Source organism: Ruegeria sp. N11 (assembly GCF_056531525.1).
In genome coordinates this window covers 22,609-35,452 of the sequence record NZ_JBQFLX010000030.1, presented here as the reverse complement: position 1 = coordinate 35,452, position 12,844 = coordinate 22,609, and the positions used below count along the sequence as shown (strand labels likewise).

The following is a 12,844-nucleotide window of genomic DNA, read 5'->3' as shown; positions in this document are numbered from 1 at the left end:
CAGTCTATCCTGAGCGTCTCAACCGTCTTTCCAGTCCGTCAGGCCGTCTCCCCGACCCGTCAGCACCGCCTCAGCAGCGCCAGTGAAGGGGTATTTACGGATTAGGCCTGGGACCTGCAACCCCCATTTTCAAAAAACTTCACATTTCACTGCAGAAACTGACGCGGGTTAATGAAAACAACAAGTTACCTTAATAATTCGCGCGTTTGACCGGCTTGTGCACTGCAAAACCCGGGAATGAAGTCCATCTTTCGGCGGAATCGTACCCAGTGTTTGGTATGCACCCGCGTCCCAACCAAAGAATACGCCGCCCGAGTCTCCTCGGGCGGCGCAACCACTGTAGTGACCGCTGGTTTAGTGCAGATCGAAACGATCCGCGTTCATCACCTTGTTCCAGGCCGAGACAAAGTCACAGACGAATTTGCCCTCGGCGTCGGCCTGACCATAGACCTCGGCCAGTGCCCGCAGTCGCGAGTTCGAACCAAAGACCAGATCGACCCGGGTGCCGGTCCATTTGACCTCTCCGCTGGACCGGTCGCGCCCTTCGTAGACGCCCTTGCCTGCGGGCTTCCATTCGGTACTCATATCCAGAATGTTGGTGAAGAAGTCGTTGGTCAGCGCTCCGACACGATCGGTGAAGACGCCATGCTTGCTGTCGCCGAAGTTGGCGCCCAGAACGCGCAGGCCACCGACAAGTGCTGTCATCTCGGGTGCCGACAGGTTCAACAACTGCGCCCGGTCAACCAGCAACTCCTCGGGTGAGACGGTGTAGTCGGCTTTCTGGTAGTTGCGGAAACCGTCAGCGATGGGTTCCATCACCGAGAAGCTCTCGACATCGGTCTGTTCCTGCGTTGCATCGGTGCGGCCCGGGGTGAAAGGCACTTCGACATCCTGACCACCGGCTTTGGCCGCCTGCTCGATTCCAACCGCACCCGCAAGAACGATCACATCCGCCAGCGATACTTTCTTGCCACCCGACTGTGCGCCGTTAAAAGCCTTCTGAACTCCCGACAGGGCATCCAGCGCCTTGGACAGTTTCAAAGGCTCGTTGACGTCCCAGTCTTTCTGCGGCGCAAGCCGGATACGTGCACCATTGGCACCTCCGCGTTTGTCAGATCCGCGGAAGGTCGAAGCAGAGGCCCAGGCGGTCGAAACCAACTGAGACACCGACAATCCTGCCGCTGCAATCTTGGCCTTAAGGTCTGCCACATCTGCATCATCGACCAAATCATGATCCACGGCCGGAACGTTGTCCTGCCAGATCAACTCTTCGGTCGGGGCTTCCGGACCAATATAGGCCGAACGCGGACCCATGTCGCGGTGGGTCAGTTTGAACCAGGCCCGTGCGAAGGCATCTGCGAACTCTTCCGGGTTCTCATGGAAACGCTTCGAGATCGGGCCGTAGATCGGGTCCATGCGCATCGCCATGTCGGCGGTGGTCATCATGGTCTTCACCTTCTTGGACGGATCATGCGCCGCTGGGGCCATGTCTTCCTCTTTCACGCCGATCGGCTCCCAGATAAACGCGCCCGAGGGGCTTTTGGTCAGGTTCCAGTCATAGCCGAACAGCAGGTCAAAATAGCCGTTGTCCCATTTGATCGGGTTCGCGGTCCATGCGCCTTCGATCCCCGAAGTCGTGGTGTCATCCCCCTTGCCAGAACCAAAATTGTTGATCCAGCCAAAGCCCATTTCCTCGATCGGGGCGGCTTCTGGTTCCGGGCCGACCAGATCGGGGTCGCCCGCACCGTGCGCTTTGCCGAAAGTATGACCACCCGCAACCAGCGCAACGGTTTCCTCGTCGTTCATCGCCATCCGGCCAAAGGTATCGCGAATATCGCGGCCCGAGGCCAGAACGTTGGGTTCACCATCCGGGCCTTCCGGGTTCACGTAGATCAGGCCCATCTGCACAGCGGCCAGCGGGTTTTCCAGATCGCGCTCGCCCGAATAGCGGCTATGCGGGTTGTCTGTCGGAGCCAGCCAGTCCGTCTCGGCGCCCCAATAGATGTCTTCCTCGGGCGCCCAGATATCTTCGCGGCCTCCGGCGAAACCAAAGGTCTTGCCACCCATCGACTCGATGGCGCAGTTACCGGCCAGAATCATCAGATCGGCCCATGAGATCTGGTTGCCGTATTTCTGTTTGATCGGCCACAGAAGACGGCGGGCCTTGTCGAGGTTGCCGTTGTCCGGCCAGCTGTTCAACGGTGCGAACCGCTGGTTTCCCGTCGAGGCCCCGCCGCGTCCATCCGCCGTCCGGTACGTCCCGGCGCTGTGCCAGGCCATCCGGATAAACAGGCCACCGTAGTGACCATAGTCGGCCGGCCACCAGTCCTGCGAATCCGTCATCAGCGCATAAAGGTCTTCCTTCAGCGCTTTCATGTCCAGCTTCTTGAATTCTTCGGCATAATCAAAATCCGCACCCAGCGGATTTGATGCTGGGGTTTTCTGGTGCAGAATCGACAGGTTCAACTGGTTCGGCCACCAGTCCCGGTTCGACCGGGTACCCGCACCATGCATGACAGGGCATCCGCCTGTTTTGGGGTTATCACTTCCGTCCATATCGATCTCCAATCCTGGCTAAGTCCGGCAGGTTCGCGTGTGCAAATCTCAGATAAGTATTGTGGTTCGAACAGCACTCATCGTGCCGAGTCGTCCACATCACTCACCGGCAGAATTAGCAAATTCAAACCATGCAAAAAAGTTTTGTTTTCCGATCAATTTCATAGCTTTTTGCTATTACTTGGAATTCACCTCAGACAGCGAAACCTGATCGGGCCGGACCAACACCCGACATGCACACCACACTCATCCCAGCAGGTCGCCTGACCCGGGGATTCAACAGTAAAAGATCCAGTCAGAAATGGCGTTTCTTAACCGCTACCGCTTCATCAGGGATTCCAGCCCGACACGATAGTCGGGATAAAGAAGCCGCACGCCCAGCTCTTCCTTGATACGGTCGTTTCTGACGCGCTTGTTCTCATTGTAGAAACTGCGCGCCATCGGAGTCATGTCAGCGTCCTCAAATGCCACGGCTGGCGGCAGCGGAAGCCCCTGAAGCTTTGCCGCGTAACCAATGACGTCCTGAGGCGGCACAGGCTCGTCATCACAAACATTGTACACAGAACCGGGATTGGGCCGTGCCATGGACGCCCGCAGTACCTGCGCAACATCGGCAACGTGAATGCGCGAGAAGACCTGCCCCGGCTTGATGATCCGCCGCAGCCCGCCGCGTTTGAGTTTGGAAAACGGTCCCCGCCCGGGACCATAGATGCCCGCCAGTCGGAAGATATGCGTCGGCAGGCCCGGAATTCCCACCCATTCCTGTTCCGCGTGCAGGCGCCACTGGCCCCGGTCAGCCGTTGGTGCAGGCGGCGTCGATTCGTCGACCCAGTCGCCCTGATGATCGCCGTAAACCGCGGTTGTCGACAGATATCCCACCCAGGAAAACTGATTGGCCCGCGCCTCGATCTCGGTCCGCAGGGCGGCCAGAACCGGATCGCCTTTTGCGGTCGGCGCGATCGAGATCAGCAAATGCGTCACCCCATCCAGTGAAGGAGCCTGACCCGGCCAGATCAGAGGGTCGGCACCTGAGGCCCGGATTGCATCGGCCCCGTCCGCATCCCGCGTTGTCCCGACAATCTGCCATCCATCATGCATCAGCAGCCGCGACAGTGCCTGCGCCGAATACCCGTGTCCAAACGAAAAAAGTGATCCAGTCATGGCCCCTTAGATGATCCGCTAAAGCGCCAGATGCAAGCACCTGCCCGAGGATACTTGATTCGAATCCCCTGATGCGCCTTTGATTGTGTCATGAGCGACAAGAACCCCGATCTGAAAGCCGCCTATGCGCTGAAAACGCCAGAGGACAACAAACGCCTCTATGCCGAATGGGCCGGAGATTACGACGAAGGCTTTGCGGCCCTCGAAGACTATCAGCTTCATGTTCACACCGCCCGCGCCTTTGTCGGTGCAGGCGGCCAAGGGCCGGTTCTGGATGTGGGTGCTGGCACCGGCCTGTGCGGCGCGGTGCTGGCAGGGTTGGGAGTCGGACCCATAGATGCCACCGACATCAGTAGTGAAATGCTGAGTCAGGCAATGCGAAAGGACATATACCGGGATGCGATCGAGGCCGATCTGAACCACGGAATCCCGGTTCCCCAAGACAGTTATGCCGGCATCGTTTCGTCAGGCACATTCACGCATGGCCATCTGGGGCCGGATGTTCTGCCCGCTTTGTTGCGCATTGCGCGTGCCGGGGCGCAGTTCGCGCTGTCCATCAACGCCAGGCACTTTGAAAAGCTCGGCTTTGCCGAGGCGCTAAGGGAGTTGGAACAGGATCAGATCCGCAATCTGACCCTGACCGAAGTTCGTATCTACGGAGATCTTGCAGCAGGCGACAACAAGGATGACACCGCGTTCATCGCGCTGTTCGAACGCATTTGAATAGCCGCGCCGTTCAGCGCCCTTTCCAGACCGGGTCGCGTTTTTCGGCGAAAGCCCGCGCGCCTTCCAGATTATCATCAGAGCCGTACAAGGTATCGATCGTCGACAATTGGCGCCGCGTGATCCGGTTCATGATGTCCTGAAACTTCGAATCCTCGGCCTCACGCACAACTTCCTTGATTGCCGCATAGACCAGAGGCGGGCCGCTTGCCAGAAGCCGCGCAAGCTCCCACGCGCGGTCCATCAGTTGATCGGCGGGAACGATTTCATTGACCAGACCCCAGCGGTGCGCCTCGTCCGCATCAAACCAACGTCCCGTCAGCAACAGTTCCATGGCAACATGATAGGGAATACGTTTGGGCAGTTTGACGCTGGCGGCATCGGCAATCGTGCCCGAACGAATTTCGGGCAGGGCAAAGCTGGCATGATCGGCGGCAATAATGATGTCAGCGCTCAGTGCCAGTTCCAGACCGCCCCCACAGGCGATTCCGTTTACGGCAGCGATCACAGGCTTGTTCATGTCGCGCAGTTCCTGAAGCCCGCCAAAACCACCAACACCATAATCTCCGTCAACCGCGTCGCCGTCAGCCGCGGCTTTCAGATCCCAGCCGGGGCAAAAAAACTTGTCCCCTCCGCCGGTCAGAATGGCCACACGCAGATCGGGGTCATCGCGGAAATCGCGAAATACGTCCCCCATGACACGGCTTGTCGCCAGATCGATGGCATTGGCCTTGGGTCGGTCCAGTGTAACTTGCAGAATTGCGCCATCGCGTTTGGTTTTGACCGGATTCATGAGCTTGCCTTTCGGATCAGGGCATCCACCGCAACCGCACCTTCCTTGGTGCAGATGAGAGGATTGATTTCAACTTCGCTGACAGTTGCCGCATTGGCAATGACATACGCCTGTACGGCTTCGACCGCGTCCAGAATTGCATCGAAATCCGCTGCCGGTTTGCCCCGGTATCCTGCCAGCAACGGCGCACAGGCCAACCGTCCCAACGCGTTCTGCACGGCCTGCCGGGACGAAGGCACGAGCATTGAGACGGTATCACGCAGAATTTCAGTCAGTACCCCGCCCGCCCCCAAAGTCAGGACAAATCCATGCGCCGGATCTCGCGTAACGCCGATCAGCAACTCGGCAACACCGCCATCTGCCATTTCCTCGATCAGTATGTCGTCGGTGCCGATCTTCTCTGCCACGGCGGTCAGAGCATCGGAACTTACACCGAGATGAACCGCACCATGTTCGGACTTGTGTGCCAGGCCAATGCCTTTGACCGCAAAGGGGCCACACAAACCGACTGCGGCCTCGGCCACGCTGCTTTTGCAAGCTACAACACGCCGCGGCACCTTCACGCCGTGACCTGCCAAAGCCTCTTTGGCTTGCGCTTCGGTCAGAACCTGATCCGGGTCAGAGTTTGAGGGCAACAAAACCGGTTCGGCCGGTTCAGGTACGACGCGCGCCGCCGCCTCGATTGCGGCCAGCGCCTCGTGCAGGCCGGCAAAAGGGACAACACCACCGTCGACCAGTTGTTGCGCCACGGCCTGCGGCATCAGTTCGGGCAGGGTCGCTGTTACCGCAAAGGGGCGACCCGTGTGCGCGACACAGTTCAGCGCGGCCTGCGTGGCGCAGGCCCAGTCGGTCGCATCGGTATGGGGGTAGTCGACAATCGACATCGTCAGCGCCTTGTCCGGCCCGGTCAATCCGGTCCAGGCGCGGGTCATCGCGTCGGTGTCGCGCCAGATATAGGTGTGATAGTCTAGCGGGTTTGCCAAAGCCACCATTGGCCCCAACGCAGCGCGCAGATCGGTCTTTTGCCGGTCTGTCAGCGGCGGGAAATACAGGTCGCGTCCCTCGGCCATATCCGCGCCCAGGCTCGCCTCGCCGCCAGAGCAGCTGATCATGCCCAGACCGTTGCCATCCAGACGTCCGGTGACATGCAGCAGTTTCAGGCATTCCAGAAAGCTCGGAATGTCACCCAGCCGGGCAATCCCAAGGCGGTCCAGAAAAGCCTGTGCTCCGGCGTCGCCTCCTGCCAGGGACGCGGTATGCGAGATCGTCGCCGCCTGTGCATGCGCGGAACGCCCCATCTTTAGAGCGACGATCGGCACTCCGCGCACGTGCGCCTTGGTGGCCAGCGCCTCCCATTTGCGCAGATCGCCAAAGCCTTCGATATGCACGCCGATGGCGGTGATCCGGTCATCGTCCAAAAGGGCCGACGCGATATCGGCCTGATGCGTCTGTGCCTGATTCCCGCAGGTCAGGATAAAGGCCAACGGCAGGGCACGGCGCTGCATCGTCATGTTGATGGCCATATTCGAGCTTTGCGTCAGGATCGCCACACCGCGATCAACAGGCTGCATTCCATGCTGATCCGGCCAGACCGCAGTTCGGTTCAGGCCATTCACAAAGCCATAGCAATTGGGCCCGAGTATCGGCATATCTCCGGCGGCAGAGACCAGTTGCGATTGCAGATCGGCAGCCTGGTCGTCTTCAGCCCGCGCTTCGGTGAAGCCCGAGGCGAAGCAGACCGCTCCGCCCGCGCCGCTTGCAGAAAGGGCTGCAACCGCGGTTACGGTTGCATGACGGTTGATCCCCACGAAAGCCAGATCGGGGGGGCGGGGCAGATCCTCAATCGACGCATAAGCCTGTAAACCCGCGACTTGCGCAGCCTTCGGATGAACCGGCCAGATTTCTCCCTCAAATCCGAACTTGCGGGCCTGTGAAATCATTTCGGCGCACCACGCACCGCCACCGATGACCGCAAGTGTCGAAGGGTTCAGAACGCGCGCCAACGCACCCATCACACGAGCTCCGGCGTCATGCGCCCAGCGCCCGCAACAGATCGCGGCTGATGATGTGGCGCTGAATTTCGCTGGTGCCGTCCCAGATGCGTTCAACGCGGGCATCGCGCCAGAACCGTTCAAGCGGGTAGTCGTCCATCAGCCCCATACCACCATGAACCTGAATCGCGGCGTCGGTCACCCGCGCCAGCATCTCCGACGCATAAAGCTTGGCCGAGGCGATCTCGCGGTTGCTTGGCAAACCCTGGTCCAGCCGGTCGGCTGCGGCCAACGTCAATAAATCGGCTGCGTCAATCTCGGTGATCATGTCGGCGATCTGAAACGAAACGCCTTGAAACTTGCCGATCTTCTTCCCGAACTGTTCGCGCGTCGCGGCATAATCCAGCGCATAATCAAAGGCGCGGCGGGCGCGCCCCACGGACATGGCCGCAACGGTGATACGGGTGGCATAGAGCCATGTGTTCATGACCTCGAAACCGCCATCGACCTCACCCAGAACCTGAGCATCGGGCAGTCGACAATCGTCAAAGTCCAGAACCATGTTCTTGTAACCGCGGTGACTGACCGACTTGTAGCCGTCCCGAATCGTGAAACCCGGAGTCCCACGATCCACCAAAAACGCCGTAATCCGCTTTTTAGGGCCTTTTGGCGTCTGATCTTCGCCTGTAGCGATGAAGACGATGATAAAGTCGGCATGCTCGGCGCCCGAGATGAAATGCTTGGTCCCGTTGACAACCCAGTCACCGCCGTCACGCACAGCTGCACATTTCATGCCACGCACATCCGAACCCGCGCCGGGTTCGGTCATCGCCAACGCATCCATCCGCTCACCACGCACGGCAGGCATCAGGTAGCGTTCGATCTGGTCCCCTTCACAGGCCATAAGAATATTCTGCGGCCGCCCGAAGAAATGGTTCAGCGCCATCGAACCCCGCCCCAGTTCGCGCTCGACCAGGGCAAATTCCAGATGGTTTAGCCCGGCGCAACCGACACTTTCGGGAAAGTTGCAGGCATAAAAGCCCAGTTCCAGAGTCTTGCGTTTGATGTCCTCGGCGATCTCGTGCGGAACTTCACCGGTCCGTTCGACCAGTTCTTCGTGCGGGTAGATCTCGTTCTCGACAAAGCTGCGAACGGTTGAGACGATCATCTCCTGTTCGTCGGACAGGCCATATTGCATCGGTTCACTCCACATTTGGACTTGGCGCTATCCTGACGTGGCTTGAAATCACGATCATACAGAATTAGACGATTATCATGCCGAAGTGGAAAAAATCTCCTCCTGCAACGCAGCGACTGGGCGTTCTGCTGTTCGACGGGTTTTCCAACCATTGCCTTGCCAATTCTGTCGAACCGCTGCGCGCGGCGAACACCCTGTCGGGGCGAACCCTTTATGACTGGACATTCCTGTCGCTGGATCCTGGGCCCGTTACATCCTCGTCCGGCCTGCAGGTCGCACCGCATGAAACGTTGCAAAAATCTCATGGCGATATGTTGTGGGTTATGCCGTCATACGGATTTCAGGCCCATGGCGGCTGGCGTACGCTGGCCGGATTAAGATCGGCTGCCGAAAGGTTCCAAACACTGGCAGGCTTGGACACCGGTAGCTGGCTGCTGGCGCGGGCCGGCTTGCTGGACGGGCATCGCGCTACCATCCACTGGGAGGAACTGACAGGTTTTACCGAACGCTTCCCCGAAGTCACGGCCCTGCGTGAGCGATATGTCATCGACCGCAATCGCATTACCTGTTCCGGCGCAATGGCAGCTTTCGATCTGGTCCTGTTTCTGATCGGGCGGGATCACGGGCAGGCATTGGCCCTGGAAGTGTCCCAATTGTTCATGACCCGCGATTCCGCGCGCTCTCATGCTGGTGGGGCCGGAGCAACCAGCGGCTATGTGAACAAGGCTTTGGGCCTGATGCAGGAAAACCTGGAATCACCTTTGTTAGTGTCTGATATTGCCCGGCGCGTGGGGCGTTCGCAAAAGGCGCTTTCTATCCGAATGAACTCCGAACTCAGCGCGGGGCCGGCACAGGTTTATCGGCGGCTGCGACTTAATCTGGCGCGCAAACTGGTTTCCGAAACCGATCTGAGCATCGCCGAGATCGCCTTGCGCACGGGCTACGATGATCCCAGCGCCCTGACGCGCGCGTTCAGGGCCGAGTTCGGTGAGACACCGCGCGCCCTGCGGACGCGCGGAACCTGAAACCGCCGCCAGTCAGCCGAACATCTTTTTCTTGCGCGCCCGGGTAACTTCGGTCGCCTCGGGCGAGCCGTCATGGAAAGTTCCGAACCAGCGGTCCCAAGGCATTTCCTGATTGCCGTAGTTGCATTCATAATACCGATGGTGGAGCTGGTGGTAAAACGTGCCCAGAGCCAGCCGTTTTCTATCCTTCACCAGCAACTCCTCGTACCCGGTATGGGTCATCGCAGCGCCCGGGCCCTGAAACACGATGTGGAAATACAGGTGGATCGGATGGGACGGAACAATCCAGTGAATGCACAGGGTGCTGAGGTAGAAGAAATGTTCGACCGGATGCATCGAAAACCCGGACCAGGGACCGATATTGACGTTCCGGTGGTGCAGGCTGTGTACCTTTTTGTACAAAAACGGCTGATGCAGAAGTCGATGCACCCAGTAGAAATGAAAGGCCGACCACATCGGCAGGATAATCAGCCACAGGATGAACCAGACGGGGCTATCCACGAATGTGATTACCGGCGCGTATCCGTTGGCCATCAGCCACATGGTGACCGCCTGAAACCCGGTCAGTTGCAGCACGCCGGAGCCGAGCGACCAGAACATGTTGTCCAGCACCTGATCGCTGAAATTCCACAGCTTGTTGTTCTTGCCCTGCTCGCGCCGTTCGAACTTCAGCTTTTTGCCCTGCGCCTTGCGCATATGGAAGTACCAGTGCAACCCTCCGGCGACCATGAAAATCATGGCAAAATTCACCAGCCAGATCTGAAAAATCCAGCCAAACGCAAAAGTCCTGGCGGTTTCGAGCGATGGGTAGAAAAACGCCCACAGCGCAACGGCCAATCCCAGCATCAGAACCCGTTCGCTAAGGGTCAGCCAGTTCCGGGCGAGCCAGCCCGCCAAATACGCCGGATCAGGTGGCCAGCGAAACACCGAAGGATTCTGCAAGGGCAGATCAGGGTGGTAATTCCACTCGCGGCTCATGTCCTGCATCTGAGAATTGTCTGTCACGTCGATGTATCCTGTGGTTGGGATCGGCAATATTCAGGGCTCCGGCACCGTGCAGACACGTCCGGTTGCTCTGCCCGTCAGGAGGGTCTGGTTCAGGTGGCGTAATCCGAGCCTTCGGCGTCCAGCACGGCCTTGATTTCGCGCATATGCGCTTCGGCCTGCCCGGGATAGTCATCAAGCTCTTGCGCCGTTTTCTCGGCGATCTCGTCCGGAAGAACCCGCAACTTCTGTCCGGTCTGCAGCGCGCGTATGTAGGTTTCCGCAGCTCTTTCGAAGTAATAGAGCCTGTTGAACGCGTCCGCAGGATCGCTGCCGATCACCAGAACACCATGATTGCCCATGATCATGACTTTCTTTTTCGGGTCCGCCAGCATCGAGGCACAGCGTTCGCCTTCACTCTCGAAGGCCAGACCGCCAAATTCCTCGTCAACAACGTAGCGGTTGTAGAACGTGGCGGTGTTCTGGTCGATCGCAGGCATCGTGCTGTCCGCCAGCGAGGCCAGTACGGTGGCAAAGATCGAATGCACATGCATCACGCAACGCGCATGTGGGCAATGTCGATGAATCGATCCGTGCAGGCCCCACGCGGTCGGGTCCGGTGCACCGGGCTGGTCCATCACGTTCGGGTCATTTGCGTCCAGAAACAACAGATCCGAGGCCCGTATTCGGGAAAAGTGCATCTGATTGGGATTCATCAGAAACTGCGTGCCGTCTTCGTTCACCGCCAGGCTGAAGTGGTTCGCGACCGCTTCGTGCATGTTCAACCGTTCGGTCCAGCGGAATGCGGCGGCCATGTCCACACGTTCGGGCCAGTGGTCAATATTGGGGCGCAGGCTGGCAACGGTCATGTCAGAAACTCCTGTATTTCGGGTCTGCGCGGAACCGTGCCTTTTGCAAACGGGTTTGACCAACGAAAAATTCGCGGCTAATCCATTAGCTCAACTAATGCCGGGGTTATGCAAATGCAAAAACTGCTTCCGCCTTTGGGCTGGCTGCGCACTTTTGAAGCGGCGGCCCGCCATCTTTCCTTTACCGGGGCCGCACGCGACCTGAACATGACGCAAAGTGCTGTCAGCCAACAGATCAAGGCGCTGGAAGGTCACCTGGGGCAGCCCCTGTTTCTGCGTCGTCACAGGGCGCTGGAGCTGACCGAGGCCGGAATAACCTATTTGCCTGTCGTTCGTGACGCTTTTCGTACCCTTGTCCGGGGCACCCAGGCCGTTACGGGTGCACAGCAGAACGCGGTGCAGGTGCAGTGCAATATCACCTTTGCGGTAAACTGGCTGGCCCCCCGTCTGCCGCGGTTCCGCGCTTTGCACCCTGATGTCCAACTAAATATCTTCACCGAACTTTGGGAACCCCGGGAAATGGCCGAGGGCGCGGCGGTCGAGATCCGTTATTCCTTGCGTCCGGCAGATACCGTGAGGACCGAGTTTCTATGTTCCGACGCCTATTATCCGGTATGTGCTCCGAATTATCCGGTCACTTTGGAGACCCTGCAACAGCAGCCCCTGTTCGACTGTTCGAACCTCATGTCAAACTGGGCAAGCTGGGCTGAAGATCAGAGCCTGAATTGGGAAAACCCGCCCATAACTTATGCCACCACGTATCTGTTTGGCCTGTCCGTCGCGATGGCCGGTGGCGGGTTGTGCCTGGCCCATGACGCCATTGCCAAACATCTGATTGAGAAAGGAAGCCTGATCGCCCCCTTCGCACATCGTGCCGCGATGCCCGAGGCGTACTACCTGTTGCTGTCACCTCAGGCCGAAGAGAATTCAGGGGCAGTTGCGTTTGCTGAATGGCTGCGAAAGGAAATTGCCGAACCCGTTCCGAGCTGATCCCGGAGAGTAGATCTCCCGCCCATCATCTATGCCCGTTGGGCATCTCCTTTGGTTGGGCCGGGCATCGCTGGCGCGCTGCTGGTAGCTCAGTCCTGATTTACGTCTTTCGGGCGGCTGGGAACCCAGGCATATCCGTTTTCACAGAGGATATAGGCCTCGCGCAATCCGTGGGGTTTATCCGTTGGGGCCTGCAGAACGGTGCCCCCGGCCACTTCTGCACGGGCAGATGCATCGTCCGGGTCTGTTTCGTACAAGCGTATTTCAACACCGGCCCCGCGCGGGGGATTCTCGGGCAGCAATCCAAGCAGGGGATTCGAGTGGTATGTCCCGTCCGAGTGCAACTGAAAGACGTGCGTTCCGTAGGTGACGATCGCAAAATCTGCGGTCACTTGGTGGCTGGTCATGTCAAAAACAGCCTCTAAAAAAGCGCATTCCGCCGGTACATCGCGAACCAGCAGGTTCAGACCGATCCCACTGAGGCTGCGCCCAAAACTGTCTGCATCTATTGCGTCATAATCCATGGCACCATGCAAAACCCGAACCGCGGCGCA

At 58.8% G+C, this 12,844-nt stretch carries 11 protein-coding genes; 3 read left to right on the top strand and 8 right to left on the bottom strand.

Annotated features, from left to right (window positions below; all coding sequences use genetic code 11):
- Positions 1–354: 354 nt before the first annotated feature.
- Positions 355–2,556, bottom strand: coding sequence for a catalase/peroxidase HPI (gene katG, locus ACR0J8_RS22500; protein ID WP_480527341.1), 2,202 nt, complete (start codon positions 2,554–2,556; stop codon positions 355–357).
- Positions 2,557–2,874: 318 nt separating this feature from the next.
- On the bottom strand, positions 2,875–3,717 hold the full coding sequence (locus ACR0J8_RS22495) for an SDR family oxidoreductase (protein ID WP_480527339.1): 843 nt from the start codon (positions 3,715–3,717) through the stop codon (positions 2,875–2,877).
- 90 nt (positions 3,718–3,807) lie between these two features.
- Here ACR0J8_RS22495 and ACR0J8_RS22490 point away from each other — a divergent pair, with 90 nt between their 5' ends.
- Positions 3,808–4,440, top strand: a complete 633-nt coding sequence (locus ACR0J8_RS22490) for a class I SAM-dependent DNA methyltransferase (protein ID WP_480527337.1) — start codon at positions 3,808–3,810, stop codon at positions 4,438–4,440.
- Between the two features lie 13 nt (positions 4,441–4,453).
- Here the strand turns inward: ACR0J8_RS22490 and ACR0J8_RS22485 are convergent, their stop codons facing one another.
- Genes ACR0J8_RS22485 through ACR0J8_RS22475 form a run of 3 tightly spaced genes read right to left on the bottom strand, consistent with a single transcriptional unit; the run spans position 4,454 to position 8,422 of the window.
- The gene (locus tag ACR0J8_RS22485) at positions 4,454–5,233 is read right to left on the bottom strand and encodes a carnitinyl-CoA dehydratase (RefSeq protein WP_170682602.1); all 780 of its coding nucleotides are present in this window, start codon (positions 5,231–5,233) and stop codon (positions 4,454–4,456) included.
- Positions 5,230–7,245, bottom strand: coding sequence for an acetate--CoA ligase family protein (locus ACR0J8_RS22480; protein ID WP_480892417.1), 2,016 nt, complete (start codon positions 7,243–7,245; stop codon positions 5,230–5,232). The genes ACR0J8_RS22485 and ACR0J8_RS22480 overlap by 4 nt, the downstream gene beginning before the upstream one ends.
- A gap of 16 nt (positions 7,246–7,261) precedes the next feature.
- Positions 7,262–8,422 carry an acyl-CoA dehydrogenase family protein gene (locus ACR0J8_RS22475; protein WP_480892413.1) on the bottom strand — a complete coding sequence of 387 codons (1,161 nt, stop codon included), beginning with the start codon at positions 8,420–8,422 and terminating at the stop codon, positions 7,262–7,264.
- 77 nt (positions 8,423–8,499) lie between these two features.
- On the opposite strand from ACR0J8_RS22475, the gene ACR0J8_RS22470 reads away from it, so the two are divergent.
- Complete coding sequence (locus ACR0J8_RS22470; protein WP_480892410.1) at positions 8,500–9,447, top strand: GlxA family transcriptional regulator; 948 nt, start codon at positions 8,500–8,502, stop codon at positions 9,445–9,447.
- Between the two features lie 12 nt (positions 9,448–9,459).
- Here the strand turns inward: ACR0J8_RS22470 and ACR0J8_RS22465 are convergent, their stop codons facing one another.
- Together ACR0J8_RS22465 and ACR0J8_RS22460 are read right to left on the bottom strand one after the other, a co-directional pair.
- Entirely contained in the window at positions 9,460–10,452 is a 993-nt protein-coding gene (locus ACR0J8_RS22465; RefSeq protein WP_480527331.1) for a sterol desaturase family protein, read from the bottom strand.
- A gap of 92 nt (positions 10,453–10,544) precedes the next feature.
- Complete coding sequence (locus ACR0J8_RS22460) at positions 10,545–11,300, bottom strand: class II aldolase and adducin N-terminal domain-containing protein (RefSeq protein ID WP_170617365.1); 756 nt, start codon at positions 11,298–11,300, stop codon at positions 10,545–10,547.
- Positions 11,301–11,414: 114 nt separating this feature from the next.
- Here ACR0J8_RS22460 and ACR0J8_RS22455 point away from each other — a divergent pair, with 114 nt between their 5' ends.
- Positions 11,415–12,290 (top strand): LysR family transcriptional regulator, encoded by an 876-nt coding sequence (locus tag ACR0J8_RS22455; RefSeq protein ID WP_480527329.1) that lies wholly within the window; start codon positions 11,415–11,417, stop codon positions 12,288–12,290.
- Positions 12,291–12,379: 89 nt separating this feature from the next.
- Here ACR0J8_RS22455 and ACR0J8_RS22450 read toward each other — a convergent pair whose 3' ends face one another.
- On the bottom strand, positions 12,380–12,814 hold the full coding sequence (locus ACR0J8_RS22450) for a VOC family protein (protein ID WP_480527327.1): 435 nt from the start codon (positions 12,812–12,814) through the stop codon (positions 12,380–12,382).
- Positions 12,815–12,844: the final 30 nt, after the last annotated feature.

What these genes read in the sequence shown, in the direction of transcription:
- ACR0J8_RS22480 (WP_480892417.1), bottom strand. Translation starts at nt 7,245, where the DNA reads ATGGGTGCGTTGGCGCGCGTTCTGAACCCTTCGACACTTGCGGTCATC.
- ACR0J8_RS22495 (WP_480527339.1), bottom strand. Translation starts at nt 3,717, where the DNA reads ATGACTGGATCACTTTTTTCGTTTGGACACGGGTATTCGGCGCAGGCA.
- ACR0J8_RS22485 (WP_170682602.1), bottom strand. Translation starts at nt 5,233, where the DNA reads ATGAATCCGGTCAAAACCAAACGCGATGGCGCAATTCTGCAAGTTACA.
- ACR0J8_RS22490 (WP_480527337.1), top strand. Translation starts at nt 3,808, where the DNA reads ATGAGCGACAAGAACCCCGATCTGAAAGCCGCCTATGCGCTGAAAACG.
- katG (WP_480527341.1), bottom strand. Translation starts at nt 2,556, where the DNA reads ATGGACGGAAGTGATAACCCCAAAACAGGCGGATGCCCTGTCATGCAT.
- ACR0J8_RS22455 (WP_480527329.1), top strand. Translation starts at nt 11,415, where the DNA reads ATGCAAAAACTGCTTCCGCCTTTGGGCTGGCTGCGCACTTTTGAAGCG.
- ACR0J8_RS22470 (WP_480892410.1), top strand. Translation starts at nt 8,500, where the DNA reads ATGCCGAAGTGGAAAAAATCTCCTCCTGCAACGCAGCGACTGGGCGTT.
- ACR0J8_RS22450 (WP_480527327.1), bottom strand. Translation starts at nt 12,814, where the DNA reads ATGGATTATGACGCAATAGATGCAGACAGTTTTGGGCGCAGCCTCAGT.
- ACR0J8_RS22475 (WP_480892413.1), bottom strand. Translation starts at nt 8,422, where the DNA reads ATGCAATATGGCCTGTCCGACGAACAGGAGATGATCGTCTCAACCGTT.
- ACR0J8_RS22460 (WP_170617365.1), bottom strand. Translation starts at nt 11,300, where the DNA reads ATGACCGTTGCCAGCCTGCGCCCCAATATTGACCACTGGCCCGAACGT.